We start from the raw sequence: 26,863 nt of genomic DNA, 5'->3' as shown, positions 1-26,863 counted from the left end.
TCCTGAATATTCAGCGAAGAACTTTGCGCAGCTCAATGAAGCGGCGGGTGGCAAAAAGCCCTGCCGGACGCCAATGCCGCTGCGGTGCGAGCCATGGGATCAGCGTTTTCATCTGTTCAACCGGTGACTGCGCTTCCAGAGCTGCTTGCAAGGCTTGGGTTTCACTATCGCTGACTGCTTCAGCCAGATCATCGACGGCCTTGATTGGCGCTCGTGCGCGTTGTTTAGTGTTCTGCCACCCGTCGGCGATCCAGTCATGCATCAGTTGTTTTTCGTAACTACTGAACACACCGAACATCACAGCAGGGCTACCGTCGATCAACTGCCAGAAACGGCTTTCGACTGGATCCTCACCTCGCTTGATCCAGCCTTTACGGATCAATGCATCAAGAAAGGCCGCCATCTGCCCTGGAGTGGCCAGCCATTGATTGACGGTGCGATTTTCGATCCGGCAGTAGTCGGAATGCATATGTCGGCCGAACACGGCTTTGCGGTCCAGCATTGTTTTTACTTCGCGCTGCAGGTCGAAAGCCTGAATGACGGTTACCGAGCCTGATCCAAGGTCGTTCAAGCGATAGCCCTGGGTTACACGCCTGTAGAACGCGGCCCGCTGTTCCCCCGGCGGCAAGAGGTCGTGCAGCGCCTGGACCGCGCGATGAGCATGCCCCGTGCTGGCATTATCGATGGTCACATGCAGGCGGAAGTAATGTGGGTCGATGCCCAGTTCTTGCAGTTCGTAAGCGCTGATCAGCAGGTGTAACGGCAGTTGCTCATAGCCGAGGTTGTAGCCTATGACCTCCGGCAGCATTGAATCGGCGCAACGGCCCAGCGCCAATTGGAGCGCGCCTTGCAGAAAGCATTCATCACCCAGGCCAGACAGATCGTCGCAGGCATGCTCGGTCAGTAGCTGACGGTAGATCCGGACATGGTTCTGGCTCGGCACGCCATCACCCAACTCCTCGAGATAAATCTCCAGCAAGTGATCGAAGCGTATGTCCTGCACGTGTTGCAGCACCCCCGCCAACCAGGCGCCATCGACCAGTTTCGTTGGGCCGACATGCTGCAAAAAGTACAGGGCATGGGATTTGTTCTGGAAATACTGGCGCCCTGCCCCAGTTCGACGTGACCCGAGATAGTACGCATATTGTTCAGAAACGGCGGCGCAACGGCTTTGCGACCATGCAAACAATTGCTCCGGATCTTCTGGCAATTCATTGGCAATGGTGTTGGTACTTGCCAGGTTTCGCTGGAGAAACATTGAGGCAACGGCATCTGCCTCAGGCTCTTCCTTCAGCAGCAGTTCATAGATCTCGCGATTAGATCGGGTTAGCCCATCACGAGATGCGACTTGTGTTTCGCTCAGGCACTCTATCGATGTCATGAAGTTCTCCCCCGTAGGAACCGCAGATCGGACGTCATAGACAGGAGAGGAAATGCACGAAGGAAAATTCCTTTTATTTTCGCAGGCACAAGCATGGTCTGAAGCGCACTTCAGGTCAGCGCTCAAAGTGAACCTTTCGTAGACCTATGTCTCCCAATGGTCTGCGAATGCGAATACCAGGACGCTTCTCGTGCCAAGAATACTGACGAGTCAAACCAGTGATAGCGAGCTCACGGAACATAACGCCAAGATGTTCGGCTCGCCGAAAGAACGGCTGGATTTCTACCGCCGGGAGATCCAGTACGAGACCAGCATCCTGGCCAATCGAACCGACGCCTACCTCGCCGCTCAGTCGTTTCTGGTCATTGCCTTCGCCTCCAGCATGGGCAATCTCAATCCAGAGTGGGGCAAGCTGTTCACCCTCGTCGTGCCCCCCTTTCTCGCGCTACTGGGCGTATTGAGTTCACTCAATGCATGGCCCGGCATTCGCGCCGCTTACGACATCATCGACCACTGGTACTACAAGCAGAGCGAGCTGTTACGTAGCGAGCCCTTGATGGGTATGGCCTATGATGAATCGCCACTGTTCTGCGAGCGCGAATCAACGCACAAGGGCTACCGAAAAGCCCTGTTGTTCTCGGTCCGTACGCCATGGATTTTTGCGTCATTCTGGGTCCTACTTGGGTCCTGGGGAGTATTTATCCAAGTTGCCTGACTGCAGCGATTGCCTCCTAGCGGATGAGCTGAACGATACTTTAGAAAGGGCTTTGCTTTGAAACTTCCCTCGGAAGAACCATTGCCAGGAATGCCTTTAAAATCCGGCTCAGGCCTTTTTCCAAGAAGTGAGACATTGGGCTCTTAATGGCTAGTACCGTATCGTCCACTGTCGGTTGCGATGAAAGTAAGTAAATGGAACGAATAGAACGGGCGGCTCCCAATATTCTTCCCGTCCGGCTTAGTTATCCTTGCTCCTCGATTTTAGCCTGGCCAGCCCCTGCTTGATGTGACCGGCGTTTTCACCAATCCCCCACAGTGCGCTGCGAACGTTGTCTCCAACGTCCGTAAAGCCTTGCTGTTCAACAAGAAGAGTTAGCTCCATCAGAGCAGCCTCCAGACCGAGTTGATTCTGATACATCCTTTCCAGAAGGTCGGATAACGAGTATTCGTGGGACATGGCATCGACTCCAGCCGAAAAGACCAAGCATAGTTGGGGGCGCGCGTTTGGTCGGCGGTAATCATTCGAATCCTAACAAACTTTCCGGGATTCATTGATGCTGTCCACTTATGGTTGAAACGACCGCGGATTGGCTCAGATGAATGATTGCTCAAAATGTTCGACCAAGAGACTGTCTGTCTCGCTTTTTTGAGAATTCGAGGGACAGCTGAAGCAGTCTACCCAGTACCCTTCCCGTAATAGCGGCCGAGCTGCATGGAATCGGCGGAGCAGACAGCTCAAGCAGCGACTTGGGTAGTATTGGTTTGCCCATGAGAGAGCCTGAGTTGTGAAGGTCAATCAGCAACCGACTGTTCATCGGATATCCACCGTTGGCGTTGACTCATAGGGAACGGCCAGCTACGCATAACGATCCGACCTGCATCGTTTACTGAGGTACACGCCGTGACTTTTAGATATGCGGTCGTTCCGACAGATCCCTTCAGGTCATGTCCGTCGTATCGTGCGACCGCCTCTTATCGCTCAATCGATCAGCTCAGTTTCAATATCTACGACAACGAAAATAAGTGTCGACTGGGAAACTGTTATGCATCACGCAGCGCGGCCGAAGCCGAGTGCATGAGGCTCAACGGCGAAATATCACGAAAGCTGGTTCCGGAATAGGTGTTAGGCCACGGCGCAAGCTCTCACGGTAAGGTGCGGATCGGTAATCGATAAAGCGAAACCCCACTCATCCGCTTCACTGGAAAATGAAATTCAAGCTACTAGGGTGTAAAGATTGATTAAAAGGAGTGCCGGCATGGAAGAAATGTTCATCGTGCAAAAGAGACCTGCCAACGGCGTTTTGAACGGTTTCTATTATCGTGTCGTCGATGTCCGTACGGGCCAGGCGATCAATCAGAACTTCCTACAAGCTGCACAGGCAGAAAGTCATTGCCAAGAGCTGAATGAGCAACTCAACTGCCCCGAGCAAATCGAAGCATAGGAATGCTCGCTGGGGCTCCTCTATTCAGGCGTCCGACCTGGTCGCTTGGCGTCAGTCCCAGGGTTCGTGATATTGCGGATGTTCGCCACTCAGAAAACACCTGGCGACGAGTATCACCGCCGTAGGTGATCCGAATCGCAGCCACGGCACAAGACCGCGCAACTGCACAGAGGAGTCGGGCTTGCTGGCTCCTCCACACAAGCGCCAACTCCCGCGTATCTGATTCGTTTGGCATCACGGGGCTTCCCCATCAGGGCACCAGGAAAAAGCCCCAGCGGAAATAGAGGCGCCGTGTAGTAGTGAATACCACGCAGGGGCGTGATTCAAATCAGCCAATTATGAATTGTCAGACAATTCTTTGAATCTTTTCCCACCACAAATATCACTAGCTCATCAGCCAACAGGAGCGGACTTGTGAGCCAAGCGGATATTTATGTCATTGAGTACGACCTCTATGGTGTGTCGAAGTCTTTCGTCATTCGAACCAAGCTGATGAACAACGCCGAGGCTTGGCAATGGGCAAGCTGCGACGCCGGCATTGCCCCTATACCGAAGCCGGGGCGCCCTCCTCTCAAACGCTTTTCAAAACCCATGGCGGAACGATTCGGCATCACCGATGTGAAGTGGCGTTCATCCGCCGCCGTCACATGGGGAGAAATCTAGACGGCGCGGCAGTGAAGCCGAAATCTCGACCCGATCACACGTTACAAAAATAATCTACACCGCAGAGAAGACCTCCTATGTCCGACGTTGTCATCTCTGTAAGGTGTTTCACCGACAGAAAGTCGAAATTTGCTTGGAAAGTCACCCAGCCGATCGACCCCAAACCGCAGTTCGAATGGAATCTGGCAATACCCTAAGAGTCCACCCTACAAAGGCGCTCTTCAAATCGACAAGGCGCAACTGAAGCGAATACGAGGGACACATGAAATGCAGCTCAATCACGACGTCCGACTGGTACGCAGCGACCGACCGCAGTAATGAGCTTTTTCAAGAAGCGGATCGGCTCAATGCCATCGCCTATGAACTGTTGACCCATGCAGCAGAATCACCTGAAGCGATGATCAAGTTTCAGAACGCGAGAAACGCCGCAGATGCCAAGGTTTTGGAGGGTAAAAAGGCCTGGGATGAGGCAAGGGCCAAGCTCAGCAAGCAGAAGTAGACCCTTCCCGCGCGCGGTGGGGCGAAGGGATGCTTTTGCCTCAGGCGCCTGCTTCAGGATCACGTGCCGGCCCATTGCGTGACTCTTTTGCCCGGTTCTGATCGTCGGCATCCGCTGTGCCAGCGTCGCGACCAGATTCAGGGTGCTCGCTTGACACCGAATTCGCCGCCTCGACGTCGGACATGTCTTCCTCTATTGGCGCTTCGTCATTGGGTGGCATTGGCACCTCGGGCTCATCGCGCGTTGGGGCCTGCCCGGTTTGATTATCCGTCGTGTGCAGCACGGCCCGCTGCGTTTGTTTACCAAGAGCATTTTCGTCACTGCCCATGATGCTTCTCCGTGTTTCGCAGGTTTGCGTAAGCGTGAGAAACCACCCCGCATGATGAGTGCCCAGCAGTTGACGAATGGCTGGAAAAAAAAGCCCGGCTATCTGCCGGGCTTCTCTTATCTCCTGTCATCAGATAGCGGCGTCTCCTCATCCGCTTCTGGCGTCACTCGCTCCGCGGGATCCTTCCAGTCCTCTGGACGATCATCGGATGGATTCTTCAAAGGGTCGTACTTGTTGGGATCTTGAGGATCAAGTGCCGGCTCATCAGTTCCAGGTTCAGGCTTGGAAGGAACAGAAGCTTGCGTGTGGTCTTCGTAATTCGACTCGGTAAACATAACCACCTCACCAATAAAAACCCAGAAAGACTGGGTCGTATTCGTTGGAAGCTAGGGGCGTCACCGAATGCGTTCGAACAGATGAGCGGGCAATGAAAAATCGACCTGCGGTGCTCTCACTTGCAAGCCTGTCTGCGAAAGATAGGCGCGCCCATCGGCAGGTAGCTTTTGATCAGAAGCGGCCCTTCGGAAGGTCAGCGCGGACCACTCGTCGCGGAAACGGAAACAATTATCAACTTTAATTGCTGCCCCGTTCTCTCAACTCCATGAAGTGTCCTCTCTCCACCGTTAGGCCGGGGGAAGACGAGCCAATGCCAGCCACTCTCGGGAGTTATTCAGATGCCCTCATATCCCCGCCCTCCGTTTCCCCCTCAGCAGCAATCTGTCCCTGGCTCGCAACGGGCCATGGATCCCTACCCTGATAGCGGGGAAGAAAGTTACCGAGGCTCAGACCGCCTATCCGGCAAAGTGGCGTTGATTACCGGTGCGGACAGTGGCATAGGCCGGGCTGTGGCCATCGCTTTTGCCCGTGAAGGGGCGGACGTGGCACTCGCCTACTTGGATGAGCATGAAGACGCCCAGGAAACTGCACGCTGGGTGGAGCAAGCCGGTCGTCAGTGCTTGTTATTGCCGGGTGATTTGGCAGAGAAGCGGCATTGCCGCGACATCGTCAGTAAAACAGTCGAGCAATTTGGACGAATCAACGTGCTGGTGAATAACGCCGCTTACCAGATGACTCATCACGACCTGGCTGACATCTCGGACGATGAGTGGGTCCGGACTTTCGATATCAACATCACAGCGATGTTCCGGATCTGTCAGGCAGCGGTTCCGCACATGTCAGCAGGCAGTTCAATCATCAACACCAGCTCGATAAACTCCGATGCGCCCAAGCCGACTTTGCTGGCTTATGCCACGACCAAAGGAGCCATCGCCAATTTCACAGCGGGTCTCGCACAATTGCTTGGTGAGAAAGGCATCCGCGTCAACAGCGTCGCGCCGGGACCTATTTGGACCCCGCTGATTGTTTCGACCATGCCTCCGGATGAAGTGAGTCATTTTGGCGAACAGACACCGCTAGGCCGCCCGGGCCAACCGGTCGAAGTGGCGCCGATCTATGTGTTACTGGCGAGCGATGAGTCGAGTTACGTTTCCGGTTCGCGATTTGGGGTAACGGGAGGTAAACCGATTCTCTGAACGTCGACATCCTTGCCGGAACGGGTGTAGTGGCTGTTGGCCCGCACCCTCTAAGTAACCAACTCAAAGGAAATCGCTCCATGAAAAGCAGCCTTCAACAGATCCAGGCCCGTGCGTGTCGTAAATTTGCTCTGGAACAAAATGAGCGAATAGTGCGGCAGGCGCACGCGCTGAACGCCCAAGCCCATGATCTGATCAGTCAAGCCCACCCCAATATCGATACTTTTGAGCAATACCACCTCCTGCGCCAAAGGGCAGAGGAAAAATTCCAGGAGGCTGCTGAGCATCTTCGATTGGTGAATGAGGACTTTGCGGATGATGCAACGACCGATCACCGCCCCCGACCTTTTCCTGTAGTAACGATGCTCCCAAAGCCTGAACTGCTCGCCGGTCGTTGAGGTGCCCGAACACCATTCGTCACTCTCAGCATAGAATTACGATCGCAATGCTATAACCAGAAGGGAGCGAAGATTCTAAAACGGTGGCTTATGTCGGCGAGCGATAACCTGATTGAATGGAATGCCCGCTGGCGGATTTCGGGCGGTGTCGTGTTTTGCAAGACATGCTAGGCAGCCCAACCGGAAATGAATCGGATAGACCCCTTCATGCACGATCCCGGGTGCTCGCAGTCTGCCAACCAGGACCAGCCTTGGGATGATCTGAAGGTAATCTGTGACGCGCTCAAGCATCTCTAGAGCGCAAACGCCGCACATGTCCTCGTTCAAGCAATAGTCGCTTCCTTGCCGTAGCGAGGTCTCGCAAATGAGTCTAAGCTGTTAATTCTCAGCGTTCGTCGCACCTGCGGCCTACCATTCTTGGGGCCAGTACGATGAACGCAAATTGGGAAGCGATGCTGCCCATTTCCGGCACTATCTTAGTCGTCGAAGACGATCCAATTATCCGCTTACTGTTGTCCGATATCTTATCGGAGATAGGTGCGAAATTTGCCAGTTTTGCCACAGCTGACGATGCCTTAAAGTATCTTCAAGCACCTCACGCCTTCTGCCCAATGGTGATCGTGGATTACGGTTTGCCGGGCAAAATTCAAGGCGCTGAATTTCTATCGATGGTTAGAAATCAGTGGCCATGTACGCGCGCGATACTCACCTCGGGTTACGCATTGGACCCTGAGTCTCTCCCAGGTCAAACGGTCTACCTGGAAAAGCCATGGTCGCCAGACCAATTGGTGGCATGCATTGCAGCTCTCCTTCAGCTCCAGCCCAATCACCCGCTCCCTTTGATCGTTCAACCAGACTAGAGGGTGCATGCCATGAGCGACGCTGCTTTTTCCACAATCCATGTGGTACTGACCATTCTGTGGGTCGTTGCAGTTATCTATGTCATAGGGTGGAATTGGTAGGGCGCTCTCAACGAATGAGATTAAGTGACGGCCTGCTTCATCAGAAATGTTGGAAGCGTCTGCCTATGGCCGATAGCCGAACTTCACGACTGACCGCTTTCGGCCAAAAGCAGACGCTCACCAAGAGCAGCGCCCAACCAAAATGGACGCTCACGAGAATCACTATCAGTTGATCTGCTATCAAAAAAGATGGAGCGAGCAAGGCAGCGTTTCAATGACTGGCTACATATCGCTGGCGCAGGCGCAGCGCGGCCATGCATCATCAATAGTTCGATACTGACTGAAGACGACAATCCAGTATGAAAACGAATCTCAAGCATCAGCTAGTCGTAGTTTTTGATGATGCGGAGCAAGCCAGGCAATGCTCAGTGGCAGATGGTGGCCAGTTGGGCCGATGAACTGCGAGACTACTATGGTGAATTTCTAGACGGTGAAGCGTTGCAGTTGGCGCGAGAAACAACCATTGCCGCGAGGATATTGAATTAGGGTTAAATTCATGCGCAGAAAGAACAAAAGCGCCGAGTATGGGCAACACTCAAGCACTCAACCACTAGGAGTTGAACAAATGGCGCGTCGGGTTAATGTGATCAACCGCCTCGATCTTCAGCTGATTGCTCTTCTCAAATCACCTCCAGACTCACTGGAGCCGGTGGGACCGTTAGCGGGTAAACAACTCGCTTGACCAGTAGACCCACATCATTATCAATCGTTAGAGACCGATGATTAAGCTATGGTCTCGAAGGTGACTCTGCCGCCACCCAGCGTCCACCACGTGTCTGGGTCGCAGGCGATTGTGATCGACACCTCTCCACCTTAACGCGAGCGAACGTTGGTATGCGGGTTTGGGCAGCTATATTTGATGCTTTCGGCACTTTGGTGAAAATCGGCGAAGGCCATAATCCCTATCGAAAACTGCTTAAACTCGGCATTGAACAGGGCCGCCGTCCTCAATCCAGCGATGCGGAACATCTACTGAGCTTGCCAATGGACCTGCGCCAAGCCGCAGATTTTTTTGGCGTCCAGGTCGCTCCGGGCCTGATGCTGCAATGGGAATCGGAGCTTGCCCGTGAATTGGCCGAGATCCAGGCCTACCCTGATGGCCTCGCGGCAGCAGAGATGCTGCAGGAGGCGGGCGTCAAGGTGGTGGTGTGCTCCAATTTAGCAAAACCCTATGCCACCGCCATCGAACGCCTCTATCCGGGGTTAGACGGCTATAGCTACAGCTTCACCGTGGGTGCCATCAAGCCCTCCTTCGAGATCTACCGTCATGCCTTAGAGTTGGTGTCTGTCGCAGCAGGCGAGGCCTGGATGATCGGCGATTCACGACGCTGTGATTGCGAGGGTCCCAGCGCATTCGGTATGCAAGGATTCTGGCTCGACCGCCAGGGCGACAATGGGTATTCGTCTCTGCTGCAATTTGCCGACGCCCTTTTACGCAGCCGCTGACGTTTGAACCCAGCCTCGCCTCTTCCACATCGAGCAAACCGAGCATACCTTCTTCGGTATGTCGCAGACCGTCAGCCCGGTTTAACCTTACACAGGCTCGATCTACGACACGGCCATCACGCACACAAAACCGAAGCCGGCGTTGAACGCACGCTGGAACCACTGCCCAATCAGTCCCAACAGGCGGCACAGATTCAATCGCGATGATGCAAATTGACTACGATCTGATCGAGCGCGTCAGTGGTCTGGGCTCCGAATTTACAATTGAACATTTGGATCAGATCAGGAGTGAGATTACTGCTGAATGCTAAGCGAATATCGCTACCACGTAGGACAGATGTAAACAAAATGCAGCTTTAACATATAAATAACGTATCACGGAGGGGTGGTTGAGCCTGTTCGAAGCGCACATATGAATGTAAATCTCGCCATTGAGCACTCACGTAATGATGAACGCGCAGTATCGGGACTGCACAAAGGCTTGGAAGCTATAAAAAATCCGGTTCTATTCTCAATCGCTTTTCTCCTTTGCGCTGTTTGTTGGCAATGGTGTTGCATGACAAATTAAACAAAAAGAACACTATAGATTGTAGCCCTATAGTGATCATGAAGGCCTGATGACTCCATTTTTGGAGTACGAAAATGGAGCTAAAACAGGCGTTTGCGGCGGCACTGAAAACGCTCAGAAATCAGAAGCATCGTACGCAAGAAGACTTCTATCTTGTAAGCAGCAGAACCTACATCAGCACCCTAGAGCGCGGGCTAAAAAGCCCAACCCTAGAAAAAATAGACGATATTTCCAGCGTGCTTGGGGTACATCCTGCCACCCTCGTAATCCGATCTTATATGCAAAAAGATGATGTCAATTTAGAATCAATTCTGGATCGCATCCGCTCGGATCTCTCTGAGATCGGATAGTGTTTTCACCGCCCGAGGCTCGTTAACATGCGATCTTCGCTCTTCATCTCAATGCCCATTTTCCCTCATCCGAGTCGTGTAAAACCATGACTGCCGTAGCGCATTGAATCCTATAGAGCTACAACCTATAGTGCGCAAAGAACTAGCAACGGCTGGAATATGACCGACTACATCAAATGAAGGTAATTATGGGATTTCAAGACGATTTCGCACGTGAAGGTCGACCAAACCAGGTTCGGCAACTAAACCGATCTGTCGAAGTGAAAATAGTCCAATGGAGCAAACGATGGAAGCTGGAAGGTGTACACGTGCGCTGTCAATCTTGTGGAGGACAGCAAAAACTATCTGATGCTGGCAAGCCATTTCTTGATCAACATAAAGCAGGCTGTATTTTTTCCGGCGACCGACAAATCCCCTTTGGGGAACTAGCCGAAATTCTATCGGGGTATCATCTCGAGTTATGGGACGAGGAAATGGATCTCTTCCAATAACTACTACTATCACACGCAGTATATCCTCTGAAAATTGGATGAGCGTTATATATCTGCCACCCCACTCCGACTCAAATCCAGATGTGTTACGACTGTATCGTTGCTTCCTCTCTGTCACCACAGAAATTAGCTATGTGCCGAATGACCGGTTAACACACCCACGCATCTATATGCATCCATTCCTATTCAAACGGATCCTCACCGACTACTACTTCCAAAGCCTTCCGAGTCCCCACTTTCACAGCATTAAGACCACAAAGCAATTAATGTTATCGGCATCGCACAATTAGACTGGACCCAGCTAAGCCCTCCACACCAACAGCTTTTCAAGAAAATATTCAGACTTTACTAACGACATACCTCTTCAGATTACCGAAAACTATATACAAGTATATAGCAAAATATGTACGAGAGCCTCGTTTCTCACCTCCCAAAAAAATATCAGCTACGGAAACTACCATTTTTTCGTGGATACGCCTACGCTACTTAAAATACGGTTAGCAATACGATTACAGCATTACAGTGAGCTTTGAAATCGACAAAGCCAAACCAACCTTAAGAAAAGGCACTTATATAAAAAATTGCGGATCAATTTAAAAACAAATTCTATTGGGAGACAGCCATGGAACTTACATGGTCAACAGAAGCCTTTATAATGTCCGGTCGTTCGTATTCAGGATTTCCTATACTTCTGTGGGATTCGATGAATAGTTGCAATCCCGCCAATAGCTTCTTTCGTTATTACTTGAAGCGTGGAACTATAGCTTCAAAAAAAACATGGCCAAGCATTGGCCGAGCGTTGTATGACTTCTTTAGTTTCCTCCAGGCGCATGATCTCGACTGGCGTGATGTTGAACGAGGTGAAGCCAAAAGTCTTCCGGCAGCCTACCGAGATTACTGCCTGGAAGAGTGCCAACTCGCCCGCTCCACCACTCGCCAACGGCTGCTTTATGTATGCAAATTTTACGAGTATGCACAGCACCAAGGATGGGTAGACCGACTCCCTTTCAGTTATGAAGAGCGGATAACTAAACGTGCCCCCGGCTATCTCGCACATATTGATGCTAGTGGTGGTAGGAGGCTATCAATCGATGTCATGCCGCGCCAGCATTCAACAACACCCAAATTCTTAGTCATGCATGAAATCAAAGCACTGCTAGCTGCAGCGAAAAATCCACATCATCGGATGATGATTAGATTTGGGCTTCAGACAGGCCTACGTCGAGAGGAAATCGCTTCCTTTCCGTTGATCTACGTATTCGACGCGGTTAATTCAAATAGAAAAGAGCGTAACGTCCGCATTCCCCTGAATCCACACGATGGTAATGGCATGCTGACTAAAGGCAGTAAGCCACGTGACATCTATATCAGTCGCCGCTTTCTTTTAGAGTTACACCGGTACGCTGTACAAATACGGGGCGAACGTGCCTCGCTCAATAACAACAATCATAAACAATTATTTCTAAACCAGTTTGGTGAACCGTTCGCAGATGATGGTAAAGGAATAGAGCGCATTGTGCGAAATCTCGGGATCCGTATCGGTATTAAGGCCTACCCCCACATTCTGCGACATAGCTATGCCACGCATACACTCATAGCCCTTCAAAAAACGCGCGACAGCATTGATCCACTTGTATTTTTGCAACGACAACTTGGTCATCGCTCAATTCATACGACGATGGTTTACCTCCACTTGGTCAACGAAATGGCCGACAACGCAGTCCTCGCCTACGACGATGAGCTGAACGCAAGCTTGGAAACAGTGTAATGGGGAAACGAAAGGTTTTTTATAAGACGGATATAAGCATCCCGCAGATCGAGCATACCAATGATGCCATGGGGCAAACCGTCATTAAGCCGGAGCTAATTCCACCGCTTCAAACTAGCGTCGTCTTTGAGCGCAACGCTACGAGTTATCGAAATTTTGATTTTGCGCAATGGTACGGTGCAGGTATCGATTATATTACCTATTCCTGCCAACGCCAGATCGAGCGTTTTCTGGCAAGACAGGATGGCGAGATAGAGGCAAGTAGTGTTACCAGCTACTGTCGTGCTGGCTTAAATATTTTTTTAGATTTCATGGTAATAACCGCAGCGGCACTCAACCGTTCCCTTACCTTGGCGGACATTGATCGCTCCTTGATTGACAGTTATTTAGGATTTCTTCGCCTTCGAGGATTTAATTCAAATTACCAGAAAAACTCTTATAGCCATACTAAATCTGTCTTACATGCACTCGGTCGACGCGGGCTGTTCCCCTTAATCACCTTCGGCGATAATGCCACCTTTCCACGCAATCCGTTCCCGAATAGCAATCGTAAGTATGCTGGTGAAACTGCCTTACCCAAGCTTCAACGTCAGGCATTCACCTCAGCACTAAAGCAGGCGGTAATGCCGATTTGGCGTGATGATGTATCAATAACCAGCATGTTGCTGGGATATGTAGTCTTAATTATCGCGCTGCATACTGGTCGCAACACCACTTCGCTTTTGGAAATGGAACGCGACTGCCTGAAGAACCATCCTAAGAAAAATACTGTTTTCCTATGGTTGCCGAAGCGGCGTGGGCGTAATACCAGCAAGGTGGCCCTGCGCACCGACAGCTTGGCTGAACGCTTGCAGGTATCATCTCCTACTGTCAGAACCAACTTAAAACGGCTTATTGAACGAGTGATCGCGCTGACAGAACCGCTGGTTGCTAATGCCCCTAGCGAACTAAAAAAACGGGTGTGGCTGCACCACACTCAAACAGGTCCAAGCGCCGGGCAAATCGTCAGTATGAGTAATGGCACGTTGGACCGGGCAATAAAATTGTTAGTTAGCGAATATAAACTGACCGACACTGAAGGCCAACCCTTACATCTAAATGTTTCACGACTGCGAAAAACATTCGCCAACCGTATCTTCGAGTTGTTAGAAGGGGATTTGATTACAACGGCTATCGCTTTAGGAAACACTCCAAAAGTAGCCGATCGCAATTACTTGGCACCAGGAAAGAACGCACGGCACAATTGGCGTTTCATGGGCGAAATACTTGTAAAGGAACTCCTTAATTATACCATTGGAGCTACTTACAAACCCATTCCAACGGGCCATTGTGGTGATACAGAGACCGGTCGGTCTGGTACAAAACTTGAAGGCGTAGTGTGTTTCGACTTTCTAAGTTGTCTACGCTGCAAGCATTACGCGGTAACCGAGGAGGACTTGTACAAATTATTTAGTTTTTACTTTCGTATTTATGAAGAGCGCACGCGCATGGACAAACGTCGTTGGACGCGCGACTACGCGCATATTCCTCGGTTGATTGACGATTACATAATAGCCGAAGGAATCCGTCGAGGGATTTTCAAGCCCGCTAACGTCGAAGCCGCAAGACAGCGCGCTCGTGAAGAACCACATCCATTTTGGTCCACTGACGTCTTGCCTGTGTTGGATATCTTTTCATGATCCATGAACTAATTTCATCTTGGACAGGAATTGATTCACAGCCAAGTGATCTTCGAGGGATAACTGAGAAGAGGCGTGACTCAATTATCGTACATGCTATCCAAGTCAATGGGCGTTGGGTGATTACAAGCTATTACGGCGATGACATCTGGCAGGTTGACGGTTTTACAAGCAACGTGGGAGAGCATTCTAAGCGATTGGATTTCACTCTTGTACCGCACTCGTTCAGATCCGTGATGAAAGCTGTGTTGTATCGTTATATGCGACGCGGTCGCGAAGGTACGCAACCACCAAAAGGTACTACATTAGTCAAGTTCCTAATTAATATTCAGCTATTTCTACGCTACTTAGTTAGTCTGAACATTGAAAAACTGCAGGACGTCACTCCAGCGGTATGCGAAAGCTACATAGAAGCTTGCAGAACACACCGTCAAAAGCAACGTAGTAACAAACCGTTATCACAACAAGGGCTAGCCGCGAGGCTCTTGAACGTCGAAGCGCTATATGAACTGAGCCAGTTTACCGAGGACTCTATGCCGCAGCACCCTTGGCCAGAATCCTCTCCCTTCGCAATAGCGGGACTTGCCGGGCGTGGTTCACAAATTTGCAAAACGCCACTTATCCCTGACAAAGTGTTTTGCACGCTGTTCGAACGAGCCTATGAATTGGTTCAACTGGGAAGCTCTCTGCTAGACTTACGTGACGAGCTTGCAGTTATCGCTAAAAATAAAACCAATCATAATTCTCATTCAATTTGGCAGGATAAATCTAGGCATCTCCTTGAACGAGGCTCCGACGGACGCCTAACAACGTTTAACAAAGCGTTACTAAGATTGAGAACCGCCTGCTACATCATACTGGCGAGTACGTCCGGATGCAGAAATCATGAATTAGCCAACTTGAAGATAGGCGCCCATCGACGTACACAAGATGACGAAGGCACGATCTACCACTGGATGCGATCTCGATCGGAGAAGACCGATGCTGGAATTCACGACTGGATGATTCCTGAGATTGGGGTAAAGGTGTTGCGGTTAATGGAGCGCTGGTCTGCGCCTTTCCATGTTTTACTCGATAATGAAATTGGCAAATTACAAAAAAGCAACCCTTACAATCCGCTCATTACCAATCTCCAGGCACATCGTCATACGCTGTTTCTCGGAGAGAAAGACAACAAGGTACGCACCTTAACTTGTGTAGCCTGGCGCATGCACCTTGAAAAATTCGCCAATGAGCTGGGACTTGACTGGAAGCTTGGCACTCATCAATTCAGGCGTAAATTTGCTAATTATGTAGCCCACAGTAAGTTCGGCGATTTGCGTTACTTACGTGACCATTTCGCCCACTGGGGGATGGACATGTCCCTAGGTTATGCGATGGACTCAACCTGGGGGCAGCACTTGGATCTAGAGTTGTTTGATGACATTCAATCCGAATTAGAAGGAATCAAGATTGACGTCGTTGGTTCTTGGTTTGATGAAGATATGTTGGCCGGCGGTTACGGGGCTGACTTTAAAAGCTGGCAACGCACCCCTGCCAACCTGATGATTTTCAAAAGCCGACATGCAATGCTAAAAGCAATAGCCGAAAGTACCGCTATTCGCCACAATGGTCATGCATGGTGCACCGCTGATGATAATCGATGCATTGGTAACACGTTGGAAAAGACACGCTGTGGGAACTGTGATAACGCGGTAATTGGCCAGCGCCATAGGTTAATTCATCAACATCTTTATAAAAATTTGAAGGAACTACTTAACAGCAGCGGAATTGGTGAAGCTGGCCGCCAACGTGTCTTACGTGACATGTACCGTTGCCGCGATGTGTTGAAGCTGTTGGGTTTTGATCCGCAGGAAAACGAAACATGACCAACGCCCGTAAACCATCGGAACTTCGCGAGAAGGAATTACGTCTCGCGCTGCTGCGAATTCTGCACGGCCGTTCAAAAACCGGGGCTACCAAACTCACTGTCGCTGCCGTGGCACGCGAAGCAGAAGTCTCAACTTCACTTATCCACAACCACTACCCGAAAATTGCTGAAGCAGTACGCAATGTCCAAGGTAAGGCCAGTCGTAATCAACGCGATATAAAACGTAAAGAGCTGCAGTTGGAGCGAAAAAAAAACCTAATGCTGCGACAAGAAGTGCAGGAATTGACTTTAAAGCTAGCTAACCTTGCTTCAATTAACGAGGAGTTGCTAGCCGCCAATCTCGCTTTTAAAGCTGAGCTTGCCAGCTCAAAAGCAATAAAAATCATTCCAAAAACTTCTGACAAAAATTAACACCCCTCCATTTCGACCAAATAACATCATGACAACCAGGATCATCTAATTAATCCTCAACAACAAGCAATCGCGCAACACATTCTACCATGAGCCTAACATTTCGTTACCATTTGCTCCTAACAAAAACAACAACTGCAAAAACTAGCGAGCGCACATAGCGTTAAAGTAATACGCTATAAAAATTACAACCATCTAAAACAAAAGATATTTCAATATTGTGATCGGCGGAACACTCCAGCGCAATGGTGAACTTAAAAACAGCAACTCAACAAGACTATTTCCAAGTAAGCTCCACCTCCCTAACTACTGTAAGCCTTTGTATATCTAGACAGAGACTCGCCCACCTTTTTTTTACCACGCATAGGTATACCAAGATCGGATTGGTATATTTCGTCACCCGCAGCCCTGGTCTCAGCAAAAAAGTTAGCAGAGCTAATAGCCTGATTACTCTACAAAAAATGTGACCTAACTGTTACCAAGGCTCCAGAACAGGTGATCATCCACGATCAGCACTTTATTCATGGGCAAGTCCAGTTTCGCTGTTCGAATTTTTAGAACCGGCACAATAACGTAGTCATTTCCTCCATGGCATAGCGAAGTTCCCTTGCATCAGTAGCGAGAGACACTTCCTACAGGCAATAAAGATTTATCCTACAGAAAAGACTCATGAGCATGACTACTGGATAGCGGACCTTGAAAAAGATGCACTCAGCGCAACAAAAAAAACCGAAACAACATACTTATATCCAACCGGATTTTTTTACTATAAACACCAAATACCGGCGAGCAAAATCCTTCAACCACAACAATTAAAACCACCCAACACAATGAGAAAGACCACACTCATGAGTAAAGAATATGTTAAAGATCAACAAAAAAATCACCAACCCCATCAGTGTCATTGCCATATTCGCGTTTATCTCCGAAACGTCCGCAGCGGTGTCCTTGCCCTTCCTTGACAACGACGAACGGGAAATCTACGTCTGGTTTTTGATCAGCTTTCCATTTTATTTGTTATTCCTGTTCTTCATTACATTGAACTTCAACTACCGATCCCTTTATGCGCCCTCCGACTTTGATAACGACAAGAACTTTCTCAAAGCTTTTAAAGATGAAGCCCCGGACTTCCTCGGCGAGTCTACAGCTCAATCGAATACAGGACCGCACACCGTAAAACTACCAAAACCACTGAGCACACTGTGCATCATTGATATTCGAGGACCGAATACCGAATCAAAAATCGACACGCAATTGAAAAAAATCCCACACCCCGGTAAGAACTTACCAAGAATACTCCTCGTTTTAACCGACGATATGTCGGATATTTTACCGAAAGAAAATTTCGCCAAAACGCTGAAACAAGGAAAAAAAACCATGGGAACGACGCATTGTATTATTTACGATGTCCACTCGCTGAACATCACTGTATTGGGAAAAGTTTAAATTGAGGCGCGGATACACGAAGCGCATCAGTGCGATGCACAAAGTACCCATTGATATGGAAACGCTGATCGGCAACGATCAGGTAAACAGAAGGGTTTTCCAACATAGCGGCCTTGTCACAACGACAAGGCCGCTATTCCACATCAGGCCCGAGGGGCTCAGAACAGCTTGCGGCCCTTGTTGGCAGCAATACGCATGCGCAGCGCATTGAGCTTGATGAAGCCCGCCGCGTCGGCCTGGTTGTAGGCGCCGCCGTCTTCTTCGAAGGTCGCGATGTTGGCGTCGAACAGCGAGTCGTCGGACTTGCGGCCGGTCACGATCACGTTGCCCTTGTACAGTTTCAGGCGCACGACGCCGTTCACGTTGACCTGGGATGCGTCGATCATCTGTTGCAGCATCAGACGCTCAGGACTCCACCAGTAGCCGGTGTAGATCAGGCTGGCATACTTCGGCATCAGCTCGTCTTTCAGGTGAGCGACTTCGCGGTCCAGGGTGATCGATTCAATGGCGCGGTGAGCACGCAGCATGATGGTGCCGCCCGGGGTTTCGTAGCAGCCACGGGACTTCATGCCGACGTAACGGTTTTCAACGATGTCGAGACGGCCGATACCGTGTTGACCACCGATCTTGTTCAGGGTCGCCAGCACGGTGGCCGGGGTCATTTCGACGCCGTCCAGCGCGACGATGTCGCCGTTGCGGTAGGTCAGCTCCAGGTATTGCGGGGTGTCGGGAGCCTTCTCCGGGGAGACGGTCCAGCGCCACATGTCTTCCTCGTGCTCGGTCCAGGTATCTTCCAGCACGCCGCCTTCATAAGAGATGTGCAGCAGGTTGGCGTCCATCGAGTACGGGGACTTCTTCTTGCCGTGACGCTCGATCGGGATCGCGTGCTTCTCGGCGTAGTCCATCAGCTTCTCGCGGGACAGCAGGTCCCACTCACGCCAAGGGGCGATCACTTTCACGCCTGGCTTGAGCGCGTAGGCACCCAGTTCGAAACGTACCTGGTCATTGCCCTTGCCGGTCGCGCCGTGGGAAATGGCGTCGGCGCCGGTTTCGTTGGCGATTTCGATCAGACGCTTGGCGATCAGCGGACGCGCGATGGAAGTACCCAGCAGGTACTCGCCTTCGTAAACGGTGTTGGCGCGGAACATCGGGAACACGAAGTCACGCACGAATTCTTCGCGCAGGTCGTCGATGTAGATTTCTTTGACGCCCATGGCCTGCGCCTTGGCGCGAGCCGGCTCGACCTCTTCGCCCTGACCCAGGTCAGCGGTGAAGGTCACGACTTCACAGTTATAAGTATCCTGCAGCCACTTGAGGATCACCGAAGTGTCCAGGCCGCCGGAATACGCCAGAACGACCTTGTTTACGTCCGCCATGCCATCACTCCACGGGGTTCTACGGAAAGCCGAGGAGTCTACCGCTCAAACGCGATAATTTACAGAGGCGCGACAGCTTAAGACGACAAAGCGACAGAATCTGTCGAGAGCGCGACGATGACCGACAGGTCAGGAAGTCGCCGCGGCGTTGGCAGGCGTACTGGCTTGAGGTGCGGGAGCGGTAACCGGTGCCACCCGGGCCAACTTCACGCTGACTCGCCGGTTTTTCGCCCGGTTGGCGGCGTTGGTGTTCGGTACCAGCGGGTATTGCTCGCCGTGGAAACGCACGGTGATCTGCGATTCGGCGATGCCGTTGGCCTTGAAGAAATCGACCACCGCCAGCGCACGACGGCGCGACAACTCACGATTGGTCAGGCGATTGCCGCTGTTGTCGGAATAGCCATCGAGCTCAATGTGATTGACCGTCGGATCGGCCTTCATGAACTCGAGCATCACTTGCAGTTTGGCTTTCGCGGCGCCGTCCAGATCGATGCCTTCGCCCGGAAAACCGACCTGCGAGTTTTTGACCTGATCGAAATTCTGCGGGAGCAGTTTCGCCACGCAGGTCTGGTAGTCGTTGAACGCCTTGCTGAACTTGACCGGCAGCAGACGCACTTCGGAGACCCGTCCATCACCGGAGGCACGCCGCACCACCGGGCTGCGACCTTCCAGCAAACCGCTGATCAGCCCGCCGGCCTGCGATTGCGAACTGTTGAACAGCACGTTGCCGGTACCGATCCTGACGCTGCCCAGGTTGATGTCATTGCGTCCCGGCTGCCAGGGCGCTGCCGCCGCCAGCAAGGTTGCCGAACCACCGCCCAGCATCGCGTTGTAGGCATTCAGGCGGAAGATCGCCTGCTCGCCGGCCTTGCGCACGAACTGGCCCGAGCCGAAGTCGGTGATCGGCTGCGTCAGGCGGCATTCGAACTTGTCGCCTTCGACCGTCCACTCAATGTTCTCCAGACGGGTCTGGTAGGTCAGTGCCATCGCGGGAAGACTGGCAAACACACTGAGCAAGGCTAAATAACGCTGGCGCACGGGAGGCTCCATTGGCTTCTACAACAAAAAAGACCGATACATACATGTTTACGGCATACCTATGGGATATCGGACGCTCGTCGCAAAACTTGATAGCGAGTGCCTGCAAGAGTCTTTTCCGGTAGCATTCGCCTCAGTTTGACCCGCCTGGAATCCCCTCATGTCCGACCGCCTGACCCTGCTGCGTCCCGACGACTGGCACATTCATCTTCGCGATGGTGCCGTGTTGACCAATACCGTTGCAGATGTTGCGCGCACCTTTGGTCGCGCCATCATCATGCCTAACCTGGTACCTCCGGTGCGCAACGCCGCTGAAGCCGACGGCTATCGCCAGCGGATTCTCGCTGCCCGCCCGGCCGGCAGTCGTTTCGAGCCGTTGATGGTGCTGTACCTCACCGACCGTACCCAGCCCGAAGAAATTCGTGAAGCCAAGGCCAGCGGTTTTGTCCACGCGGCCAAGTTGTACCCGGCCGGTGCCACTACCAACTCCGATTCCGGGGTCACCAGCATCGACAAGATCTTCCCGGCGCTGGAAGCCATGGCCGAAGTCGGCATGCCGCTGTTGATCCACGGTGAAGTCACCCGTGGCGACGTCGACGTGTTCGACCGCGAAAAAATCTTCATCGACGAGCACATGCGTCGTGTGGTCGAGCGTTTCCCGAGCCTCAAGGTCGTGTTCGAACACATCACCACCGGCGATGCCGTGCAGTTCGTCAACGAGGCTTCGGCCAACGTCGGCGCGACCATCACCGCGCATCACCTGCTGTACAACCGCAACCACATGCTGGTGGGCGGGATCCGTCCGCATTTCTACTGCCTGCCGATCCTCAAGCGTAATACCCATCAGGAAGCTCTGCTCGACGCAGCCACCAGCGGCAGCGCGAAGTTCTTCCTCGGCACCGACTCGGCGCCGCACGCCCAGCACGCCAAGGAAGCCGCCTGCGGCTGCGCCGGCTGCTACACCGCGTACGCTGCCATCGAGTTGTATGCCGAAGCATTCGAGCAGCGCAATGCGCTGGACAAGCTCGAAGCCTTCGCCAGCCTCAACGGCCCGCGCTTCTACGGTCTGCCGGCCAACACCGACCGTATCACCCTGGTTCGTGAAGAATGGACCGCCCCGACCAGCCTGCCCTTCGGCGAGCTGAACGTTATCCCGCTGCGCGCCGGTGAAAAACTGCGCTGGCGCCTGCTGGAGGAACACGCGTGAGTGAAGACCATTTCGACGACGAACTGGACGGTCAAGGTGGCGGCGGTTCGCGCCATCCGATGGCAGCACGCTTTCGCGGCTACCTGCCGGTTGTCGTCGACGTAGAAACCGGTGGCTTCAACTCGGCCACCGATGCGTTGCTGGAGATTGCCGCGACCACCATCGCCATGGATGAAAAGGGTTTTGTCTACCCGGATCACACCTACTTCTTCCGTGTCGAGCCGTTCGAAGGCGCCAACATCGAAGCGGCGGCGCTGGAGTTCACCGGGATCAAGCTCGATCACCCGTTGCGCATGGCGGTCAGTGAAGAAACGGCCCTGACCGACATCTTCCGTGGCGTGCGCAAGGCCTTGAAGGCCAACGGTTGCAAGCGGGCGATCCTGGTCGGCCACAACAGCAGCTTCGACCTGGGCTTCCTCAACGCTGCCGTCGCGCGGCTGGACATGAAGCGCAATCCGTTCCACCCGTTCTCCAGCTTCGACACCGCGACCCTCGCCGGTCTGGCTTACGGTCAGACCGTGCTGGCGAAAGCCTGTCAGGCAGCCGACATCGATTTCGATGGCCGTGAAGCGCACTCCGCGCGTTACGACACCGAGAAGACTGCCGAGCTGTTCTGCGGCATCGTCAACCGCTGGAAACAGATGGGCGGCTGGGAAGACTTCGACGACTGATCGTCGTCGGTTTTCTACCGAGCATAAAAAAACCGGCCACATGGGCCGGTTTTTTTTGTACCTCGACGTTGCGCCTTACAGGGCAGCAGCGTTCTCGGTCAGGTAAGCCGCAACGCCTTCCGGCGAAGCGTTCATGCCTTTGTCGCCTTTCTTCCAGTTGGCAGGGCAGACTTCGCCGTGCTCTTCGTGGAATTGCAGAGCGTCGACCAGACGGATCAGCTCTTCCATGTTACGGCCCAGCGGCAGGTCGTTGATGATCTGCGAGCGGACAACGCCCTTGTCGTCGATCAGGAACGCGCCACGGAAAGCCACGCCGCCTTCGGATTCAACGTCGTAGGCCTTGGCGATTTCGTGCTTCATGTCGGCAGCCATGGTGTATTTCACCTGACCGATGCCGCCATTGTTGACCGGGGTGTTGCGCCAGGCGTTGTGGGTGAAGTGCGAGTCGATCGACACAGCGACCACTTCTACGTTGCGCGCCTTGAAGTCAGCCATGCGGTTGTCCAGAGCGATCAGCTCGGACGGGCAGACGAAGGTGAAGTCCAGCGGGTAGAAGAACACCAGGCCGTATTTGCCTTTGATGGCCGAGGACAGGGTGAAGCTGTCAACGATCTCGCCATTGCCGAGTACGGCCGGGACGGTGAAGTCAGGGGCTTGTTTGCCTACGAGTACGCTCATTGATATCTCCTGGTGTAGAAACTTGAAGTTCAGGGTCCGCGCCAGCCTGTCACCCTCAGGCGACAGCCCTGTGACACGAACCCCCTTCGCAAGGGCCGACCATCATACACTGCGTTTTTCGACTGTCCTCAAAGGTTTTTCGCGAAATCCCGGCTGGCATTCAGCCATGCACCACCGTTCGTCAGTCACAGCCGTTGGCGATGAAAACCGTTGGGAAAGCACTTTGACAATCATTCTCGTTAACATTAAGATCCATCGCAATTGAGCCACAACCAGCGACGGTTCTCACTTATGTATGTTTGCCTCTGCACTGGCGTCACCGACGGACAGATCCGCGAAGCGATCTATGAAGGTTGCTGCAGCTATAAAGAAGTCCGTCAGGCCACCGGCGTAGCCAGCCAATGCGGCAAATGTGCCTGCCTTGCGAAGGAAGTGGTACGCGAAACCCTGACCAAGCTGCAAACCGCCCAGGCCGCGATCCCCTACCCTGTAGAATTTACTGCAGCGTAATTGCACCCAATTCGAAGAACCGGACTAATGTCCGGTTTTTTTATGCCTGCAAATCAATTGCTTAGCGACTAGACGCGGAACACAAACATTCTTATTCCGATTAATTTTCATATATTATTCAATAACTTAGGTTTGACACTTATAAATACCAAGCTCAAACTCCGCCTTATATACCGCTACTTAGGGCAGGACTCCCATCATGAAAGGCGACGTAACAGTCATCCAGCATCTCAACAAGATCCTTGCCAATGAGCTGGTCGCGATCAATCAGTACTTCCTCCATGCGCGCATGTATGAAGATTGGGGCCTGAACAAGCTGGGCAAGCACGAGTACCACGAATCCATCGACGAGATGAAGCACGCGGACAAGCTGATCAAGCGCATCCTGTTCCTGGAAGGCCTGCCGAACGTGCAGGACCTGGGCAAGCTGCACATCGGCGAGCACACCAAGGAAATGCTGGAGTGCGACCTGCGTATCGAGAAGACCGGCCACGCCGATCTGAAGACTGCCATCGCTCACTGCGAATCGGTTGGCGACTTCGGCAGCCGCGAACTGCTTGAAGACATTCTCGAATCCGAAGAAGAACACATCGACTGGCTGGAAACCCAACTGGGCCTGATCGATAAAGTCGGTCTCGAGAACTATCTGCAATCGCAGATGGGCGACGACGAGTAATCAGCAAGCGCTGAACGCGAGACATTAAAAAGCCCCGCCCTCTTTCGAGAGGCGGGGCTTTTTATTGCCATGTCGGTAGGAGTCTGGCTTGCCAGCGAAGAAGACACTGCAGTTCAACAATTACACCGCGTCATCGTTCTTCGCGAGCAAGCCCGCTCCCACAAAAGCCGGTCAGGCTTCGGACTTGGCCGCAGCAGCCTTGGCGGATGCTTCCTTGACCAGAGTCTGCAGTTCACCGTTGGCGAACATTTCAGCCATGATGTCGCTGCCGCCGACCAGTTCACCGGCTACCCACAGTTGCGGGAAAGTCGGCCAGTTGGCGTACTTCGGCAGGTTGGCACGGATTTCCGGGTTCTGCAGGATGTCGACGTAGGCGAACTTCTCGCCACAGCCCATCACAGCCTGCGCAGCTTTCGCGGAGAAGCCACACTGCGGGGCATTCGGCGAGCCTTTCATGTAAAGCAGAATGGTGTTGTTGGCAATCTGCTCTTTAATCGTTTCGATGATATCCATGGAGCACCTCGGCTGAACTTTCCGACTCATGGGTCGGCACGGTGGCGCATTGTAACGGAATCCCGAGCGCGCTGCTCGGTCTCCCCGACAGACATGCTCAAGCCGCCGCCACCGTCACCGGCACGCCGTTGAGCGCCGCATTGCCCGACAACTCGTCGAGCTGGCATTCATCGGTCAGATCGTTGGCGCTGGAGCCCGGCTGGCCGCTGGCAATCGCCATCTGCACACCCGGGCGGGCATGGCCCCAACCGTGCGGCAGGCTGACCACGCCCGGCATCATGTCCGCACTGCCGAGCACCTCGACCTCGATCTGCCCGACCCGTGAGCTGACGCGCACAAGCTGACCATCAGTGAGCCCGCGACTGGCAAGATCCTCCGGGTTCATCAGCAACTGATGACGCGGCTTGCCCTTCACCAGTCGATGATAGTTGTGCATCCATGAGTTGTTGCTGCGCACATGACGGCGACCAATCATCAACAGTTCACCATCAGCCGGCGCCTGCAAGGCAGAGAAACGCGCCAGGTCGGCAAGAATTTCCGGCGGCGCTGCCTGGACTCGTTGATTGGCGGTCTTCAATCGTGGTGTCAGGTTGGGTTTCAGCGCCCCCAGATCAACGCCGTGCGGATGATCGAACAGGGTCGCCAGCGACAGCTTGTGCTCGGAGGCGTCGCCATACCGGCCCATGCGCAAACCCATGTCGATCATCTTCGCCGGCGGCATCGTCGGCTTCAGTTCCCTGTCGGTCTTCGCCGCAAAAGCCTTGGCCAGGCCGACGAAGATTTCCCAGTCATGCAACGCGCCTTCGGGCTTGGCGAGGATCGCCCGGTTGAAACGGGTGACGTTGCGCACCGCGAACAGGTTGAACGTGGTGTCGTAGTGATCGTTCTCCAGCGCCGAGGTGGACGGCAAAATCAGGTCGGCGTAGCGCGTGGTTTCGTTGATGTACAGGTCGACGCTGACCATGAACTCCAACCCGTCCAGCGCCTGCTCCAGTTGCCGGCCGTTGGGCGTGGACAACACCGGATTGCCGGCGACGGTGATCAACGCGCGAATCTGCCCCTCGCCTTCGGTGAGCATCTCTTCGGCCAGCGCCGAGACCGGTAGCTCGCCGCCGTACTCCGGGCGACCCGAGACACGGCTTTGCCATTTGTTGAAATGCCCGCCCGAGGTGGACGCCACCAGGTCTACCGCAGGCTCGGTGCACAGAGCGCCGCCCACCCGGTCGAGATTGCCGGTCACCAGGTTGATCAGTTGCACGACCCAATGGCACAGCGTGCCGAAGGCTTGGGTGGAAACACCCATCCGGCCATAGCAGACTGCGCTTGGCGCAGCGGCGAAGTCCCGGGCCAATTGGCGGATCTGTTCGGCGGGAACGGCACACAACGGGCTCATGGCTTCGGCCGTGAACGCCGCCACCGCTGCGCGCACGTCGTCGAGACCGTCCACCGGCAGATGGCTGTCCGACGTCAGCCCTTCGCTGAACAGCGTGTTGAGCACACCAAACAGCAACGCCGCATCGCCACCGGGACGCACGAACAGATGCTGGTCGGCCATCGCCGCCGTCTCGCTGCGCCGCGGATCGACCACCACCACTTTGCCGCCCCGGGCCTGGATGGCCTTCAGGCGTTTTTCCACATCCGGCACGGTCATGATGCTGCCGTTGGACGCCAGCGGGTTGCCGCCCAGGATCAGCATGAAGTCGGTGTGATCGATGTCCGGGATCGGCAGCAGCAAGCCGTGGCCGTACATCAAGTAACTGGTCAGGTGATGGGGCAGTTGGTCGACAGAAGTTGCCGAATAGCGATTGCGGGTTTTCAGCAGGCCCAGAAAGTAATTGCTGTGGGTCATCAGCCCGTAGTTGTGCACGCTCGGATTGCCCTGATACACGGCGACCGCGTTCTGCCCATGACGCGCCTGAATCGCCGAGAGCTTTTCAGCCACCAGCTCAAAGGCCTCCTCCCACCCGATCGGCAACCATTCACTGCCAACCCGGCGCATGGGTTGGCGCAGGCGATCCGGATCGTTCTGGATGTCTTGCAGCGCCACGGCTTTGGGGCAGATGTGCCCGCGACTGAACGTATCCAGTGCGTCGCCCTTGATCGAGGTGATCTGCACCTGGCCGTCGGTTTCAGTGGTTTCGATGCTCAGGCCACAGATGGCTTCGCACAGGTGGCACGCACGGTGGTGGAGAGTCTTGGTCATGGCCAGTCTCTGTCTTGTTCTGGGCAGGCAACAACGCCTG

The 26,863-nt window shown here is 53.3% G+C and carries 26 protein-coding genes; 18 read left to right on the top strand and 8 right to left on the bottom strand.

All coding sequences use genetic code 11. From position 1 onward, the window contains the following. Positions 1-10: 10 nt before the first annotated feature. On the bottom strand, positions 11-1,381 hold the full coding sequence (locus CAG02_RS13575; protein ID WP_085709516.1) for an iron-containing redox enzyme family protein: 1,371 nt from the start codon (positions 1,379-1,381) through the stop codon (positions 11-13). A gap of 190 nt (positions 1,382-1,571) precedes the next feature. Here CAG02_RS13575 and CAG02_RS13570 point away from each other — a divergent pair, with 190 nt between their 5' ends. After that, positions 1,572-2,096, top strand: a complete 525-nt coding sequence (locus CAG02_RS13570; RefSeq protein ID WP_085709515.1) for a hypothetical protein — start codon at positions 1,572-1,574, stop codon at positions 2,094-2,096. Between the two features lie 240 nt (positions 2,097-2,336). Here the strand turns inward: CAG02_RS13570 and CAG02_RS13565 are convergent, their stop codons facing one another. Further along, on the bottom strand, positions 2,337-2,555 hold the full coding sequence (locus CAG02_RS13565) for a hypothetical protein (RefSeq protein WP_085709514.1): 219 nt from the start codon (positions 2,553-2,555) through the stop codon (positions 2,337-2,339). 799 nt (positions 2,556-3,354) lie between these two features. Between CAG02_RS13565 and CAG02_RS13560 the strand changes: the two genes are divergently transcribed. The 3 genes from CAG02_RS13560 (at position 3,355) to CAG02_RS13550 (ending at position 4,702) form a co-directional block, all read left to right on the top strand. Continuing rightward, positions 3,355-3,540 carry a hypothetical protein gene (locus CAG02_RS13560; RefSeq protein WP_085709513.1) on the top strand — a complete coding sequence of 62 codons (186 nt, stop codon included), beginning with the start codon at positions 3,355-3,357 and terminating at the stop codon, positions 3,538-3,540. A 414-nt stretch (positions 3,541-3,954) separates the two neighbouring features. Further along, entirely contained in the window at positions 3,955-4,203 is a 249-nt protein-coding gene (locus CAG02_RS13555; RefSeq protein WP_085709512.1) for a DUF6555 family protein, read from the top strand. Positions 4,204-4,465: 262 nt separating this feature from the next. Beyond that, a complete protein-coding gene (locus CAG02_RS13550) occupies positions 4,466-4,702 on the top strand; it encodes a hypothetical protein (protein ID WP_085709511.1) in 237 nt (78 codons plus the stop codon). Positions 4,703-4,742: 40 nt separating this feature from the next. Here the strand turns inward: CAG02_RS13550 and CAG02_RS13545 are convergent, their stop codons facing one another. Further along, positions 4,743-5,030 (bottom strand): hypothetical protein, encoded by a 288-nt coding sequence (locus tag CAG02_RS13545; RefSeq protein WP_085709510.1) that lies wholly within the window; start codon positions 5,028-5,030, stop codon positions 4,743-4,745. 674 nt (positions 5,031-5,704) lie between these two features. Between CAG02_RS13545 and CAG02_RS13535 the strand changes: the two genes are divergently transcribed. The 10 genes from CAG02_RS13535 (at position 5,705) to CAG02_RS13490 (ending at position 17,951) form a co-directional block, all read left to right on the top strand. Further along, the gene (locus CAG02_RS13535; RefSeq protein WP_085709508.1) at positions 5,705-6,562 is read left to right on the top strand and encodes an SDR family oxidoreductase; all 858 of its coding nucleotides are present in this window, start codon (positions 5,705-5,707) and stop codon (positions 6,560-6,562) included. An 80-nt stretch (positions 6,563-6,642) separates the two neighbouring features. Further along, positions 6,643-6,960, top strand: a complete 318-nt coding sequence (locus CAG02_RS29560; protein WP_139831871.1) for a hypothetical protein — start codon at positions 6,643-6,645, stop codon at positions 6,958-6,960. A 431-nt stretch (positions 6,961-7,391) separates the two neighbouring features. Then, a complete protein-coding gene (locus CAG02_RS13525; RefSeq protein ID WP_085709506.1) occupies positions 7,392-7,820 on the top strand; it encodes a response regulator in 429 nt (142 codons plus the stop codon). A 936-nt stretch (positions 7,821-8,756) separates the two neighbouring features. Continuing rightward, positions 8,757-9,368 (top strand): HAD family hydrolase, encoded by a 612-nt coding sequence (locus CAG02_RS13520; RefSeq protein ID WP_085709505.1) that lies wholly within the window; start codon positions 8,757-8,759, stop codon positions 9,366-9,368. A gap of 642 nt (positions 9,369-10,010) precedes the next feature. Further along, a complete protein-coding gene (locus tag CAG02_RS13515; RefSeq protein ID WP_085709504.1) occupies positions 10,011-10,286 on the top strand; it encodes a helix-turn-helix domain-containing protein in 276 nt (91 codons plus the stop codon). A gap of 1,113 nt (positions 10,287-11,399) precedes the next feature. Next, complete coding sequence (locus tag CAG02_RS13510; RefSeq protein WP_085709503.1) at positions 11,400-12,545, top strand: site-specific integrase; 1,146 nt, start codon at positions 11,400-11,402, stop codon at positions 12,543-12,545. Further along, complete coding sequence (locus CAG02_RS13505; protein WP_085709502.1) at positions 12,545-14,224, top strand: hypothetical protein; 1,680 nt, start codon at positions 12,545-12,547, stop codon at positions 14,222-14,224. The genes CAG02_RS13510 and CAG02_RS13505 overlap by 1 nt, the downstream gene beginning before the upstream one ends. Further along, positions 14,221-16,092, top strand: a complete 1,872-nt coding sequence (locus tag CAG02_RS13500) for an integrase (RefSeq protein WP_085709501.1) — start codon at positions 14,221-14,223, stop codon at positions 16,090-16,092. Before CAG02_RS13505 ends, CAG02_RS13500 begins: the two co-directional genes overlap by 4 nt. Further along, a complete protein-coding gene (locus tag CAG02_RS13495) occupies positions 16,089-16,505 on the top strand; it encodes a TetR family transcriptional regulator (protein ID WP_085709500.1) in 417 nt (138 codons plus the stop codon). Before CAG02_RS13500 ends, CAG02_RS13495 begins: the two co-directional genes overlap by 4 nt. An 861-nt stretch (positions 16,506-17,366) precedes the next feature. Beyond that, the gene (locus CAG02_RS13490; RefSeq protein ID WP_085709499.1) at positions 17,367-17,951 is read left to right on the top strand and encodes a hypothetical protein; all 585 of its coding nucleotides are present in this window, start codon (positions 17,367-17,369) and stop codon (positions 17,949-17,951) included. A 158-nt stretch (positions 17,952-18,109) separates the two neighbouring features. Here CAG02_RS13490 and CAG02_RS13485 read toward each other — a convergent pair whose 3' ends face one another. Both CAG02_RS13485 and CAG02_RS13480 read right to left on the bottom strand, forming a co-directional pair. Continuing rightward, entirely contained in the window at positions 18,110-19,327 is a 1,218-nt protein-coding gene (locus CAG02_RS13485) for an argininosuccinate synthase (protein ID WP_007963976.1), read from the bottom strand. 129 nt (positions 19,328-19,456) lie between these two features. Continuing rightward, the gene (locus tag CAG02_RS13480; RefSeq protein WP_085709498.1) at positions 19,457-20,365 is read right to left on the bottom strand and encodes an OmpA family protein; all 909 of its coding nucleotides are present in this window, start codon (positions 20,363-20,365) and stop codon (positions 19,457-19,459) included. A gap of 160 nt (positions 20,366-20,525) precedes the next feature. On the opposite strand from CAG02_RS13480, the gene pyrC reads away from it, so the two are divergent. Beyond that, positions 20,526-21,572, top strand: coding sequence for a dihydroorotase (gene pyrC, locus CAG02_RS13475; protein WP_085709497.1), 1,047 nt, complete (start codon positions 20,526-20,528; stop codon positions 21,570-21,572). Beyond that, complete coding sequence (gene rnt / locus CAG02_RS13470; RefSeq protein WP_085709496.1) at positions 21,569-22,243, top strand: ribonuclease T; 675 nt, start codon at positions 21,569-21,571, stop codon at positions 22,241-22,243. Before pyrC ends, rnt begins: the two co-directional genes overlap by 4 nt. A 75-nt stretch (positions 22,244-22,318) precedes the next feature. On the opposite strand, the gene CAG02_RS13465 is transcribed toward rnt, so the two are convergent. Continuing rightward, positions 22,319-22,921 (bottom strand): peroxiredoxin, encoded by a 603-nt coding sequence (locus tag CAG02_RS13465; protein WP_007963972.1) that lies wholly within the window; start codon positions 22,919-22,921, stop codon positions 22,319-22,321. Positions 22,922-23,212: 291 nt separating this feature from the next. Between CAG02_RS13465 and CAG02_RS13460 the strand changes: the two genes are divergently transcribed. After that, entirely contained in the window at positions 23,213-23,431 is a 219-nt protein-coding gene (locus CAG02_RS13460; RefSeq protein WP_003227725.1) for a bacterioferritin-associated ferredoxin, read from the top strand. Positions 23,432-23,630: 199 nt separating this feature from the next. Then, entirely contained in the window at positions 23,631-24,107 is a 477-nt protein-coding gene (bfr, locus tag CAG02_RS13455; protein WP_085709495.1) for a bacterioferritin, read from the top strand. A 171-nt stretch (positions 24,108-24,278) separates the two neighbouring features. On the opposite strand, the gene grxD is transcribed toward bfr, so the two are convergent. Further along, positions 24,279-24,620: a Grx4 family monothiol glutaredoxin gene (gene grxD / locus CAG02_RS13450; RefSeq protein ID WP_039765841.1), complete on the bottom strand. Its 342-nt coding sequence runs from the start codon at positions 24,618-24,620 to the stop codon at positions 24,279-24,281. 97 nt (positions 24,621-24,717) lie between these two features. Further along, positions 24,718-26,823, bottom strand: coding sequence for a molybdopterin oxidoreductase family protein (locus CAG02_RS13445; protein ID WP_085709494.1), 2,106 nt, complete (start codon positions 26,821-26,823; stop codon positions 24,718-24,720). Positions 26,824-26,863: the final 40 nt, after the last annotated feature.

It is taken from the genome of Pseudomonas sp. R43(2017) (genome assembly GCF_002112345.1).
In the GTDB taxonomy this organism is placed as follows: domain Bacteria; phylum Pseudomonadota; class Gammaproteobacteria; order Pseudomonadales; family Pseudomonadaceae; genus Aquipseudomonas; species Aquipseudomonas kribbensis.
Note: the sequence above shows the minus strand (reverse complement) of the source record. Positions and strands in the feature narration are given on the sequence as shown.

Bases quoted from the DNA above. Each gene is read 5' to 3' on its own strand.
- CAG02_RS13575 (WP_085709516.1), bottom strand. From the start codon at position 1,381: ATGACATCGATAGAGTGCCTGAGCGAAACACAAGTCGCATCTCGTGAT.
- CAG02_RS13535 (WP_085709508.1), top strand. From the start codon at position 5,705: ATGCCCTCATATCCCCGCCCTCCGTTTCCCCCTCAGCAGCAATCTGTC.
- pyrC (WP_085709497.1), top strand. From the start codon at position 20,526: ATGTCCGACCGCCTGACCCTGCTGCGTCCCGACGACTGGCACATTCAT.
- CAG02_RS13545 (WP_085709510.1), bottom strand. From the start codon at position 5,030: ATGGGCAGTGACGAAAATGCTCTTGGTAAACAAACGCAGCGGGCCGTG.
- CAG02_RS13460 (WP_003227725.1), top strand. From the start codon at position 23,213: ATGTATGTTTGCCTCTGCACTGGCGTCACCGACGGACAGATCCGCGAA.
- CAG02_RS13490 (WP_085709499.1), top strand. From the start codon at position 17,367: ATGTTAAAGATCAACAAAAAAATCACCAACCCCATCAGTGTCATTGCC.
- CAG02_RS13550 (WP_085709511.1), top strand. From the start codon at position 4,466: ATGAAATGCAGCTCAATCACGACGTCCGACTGGTACGCAGCGACCGAC.
- CAG02_RS13445 (WP_085709494.1), bottom strand. From the start codon at position 26,823: ATGACCAAGACTCTCCACCACCGTGCGTGCCACCTGTGCGAAGCCATC.
- CAG02_RS13565 (WP_085709514.1), bottom strand. From the start codon at position 2,555: ATGTCCCACGAATACTCGTTATCCGACCTTCTGGAAAGGATGTATCAG.
- CAG02_RS13495 (WP_085709500.1), top strand. From the start codon at position 16,089: ATGACCAACGCCCGTAAACCATCGGAACTTCGCGAGAAGGAATTACGT.
- CAG02_RS13560 (WP_085709513.1), top strand. From the start codon at position 3,355: ATGGAAGAAATGTTCATCGTGCAAAAGAGACCTGCCAACGGCGTTTTG.
- CAG02_RS13520 (WP_085709505.1), top strand. From the start codon at position 8,757: ATGCGGGTTTGGGCAGCTATATTTGATGCTTTCGGCACTTTGGTGAAA.
- CAG02_RS13515 (WP_085709504.1), top strand. From the start codon at position 10,011: ATGGAGCTAAAACAGGCGTTTGCGGCGGCACTGAAAACGCTCAGAAAT.
- CAG02_RS13525 (WP_085709506.1), top strand. From the start codon at position 7,392: ATGAACGCAAATTGGGAAGCGATGCTGCCCATTTCCGGCACTATCTTA.
- CAG02_RS13505 (WP_085709502.1), top strand. From the start codon at position 12,545: ATGGGGAAACGAAAGGTTTTTTATAAGACGGATATAAGCATCCCGCAG.
- CAG02_RS29560 (WP_139831871.1), top strand. From the start codon at position 6,643: ATGAAAAGCAGCCTTCAACAGATCCAGGCCCGTGCGTGTCGTAAATTT.
- CAG02_RS13510 (WP_085709503.1), top strand. From the start codon at position 11,400: ATGGAACTTACATGGTCAACAGAAGCCTTTATAATGTCCGGTCGTTCG.
- bfr (WP_085709495.1), top strand. From the start codon at position 23,631: ATGAAAGGCGACGTAACAGTCATCCAGCATCTCAACAAGATCCTTGCC.
- CAG02_RS13465 (WP_007963972.1), bottom strand. From the start codon at position 22,921: ATGAGCGTACTCGTAGGCAAACAAGCCCCTGACTTCACCGTCCCGGCC.
- CAG02_RS13485 (WP_007963976.1), bottom strand. From the start codon at position 19,327: ATGGCGGACGTAAACAAGGTCGTTCTGGCGTATTCCGGCGGCCTGGAC.
- CAG02_RS13500 (WP_085709501.1), top strand. From the start codon at position 14,221: ATGATCCATGAACTAATTTCATCTTGGACAGGAATTGATTCACAGCCA.
- grxD (WP_039765841.1), bottom strand. From the start codon at position 24,620: ATGGATATCATCGAAACGATTAAAGAGCAGATTGCCAACAACACCATT.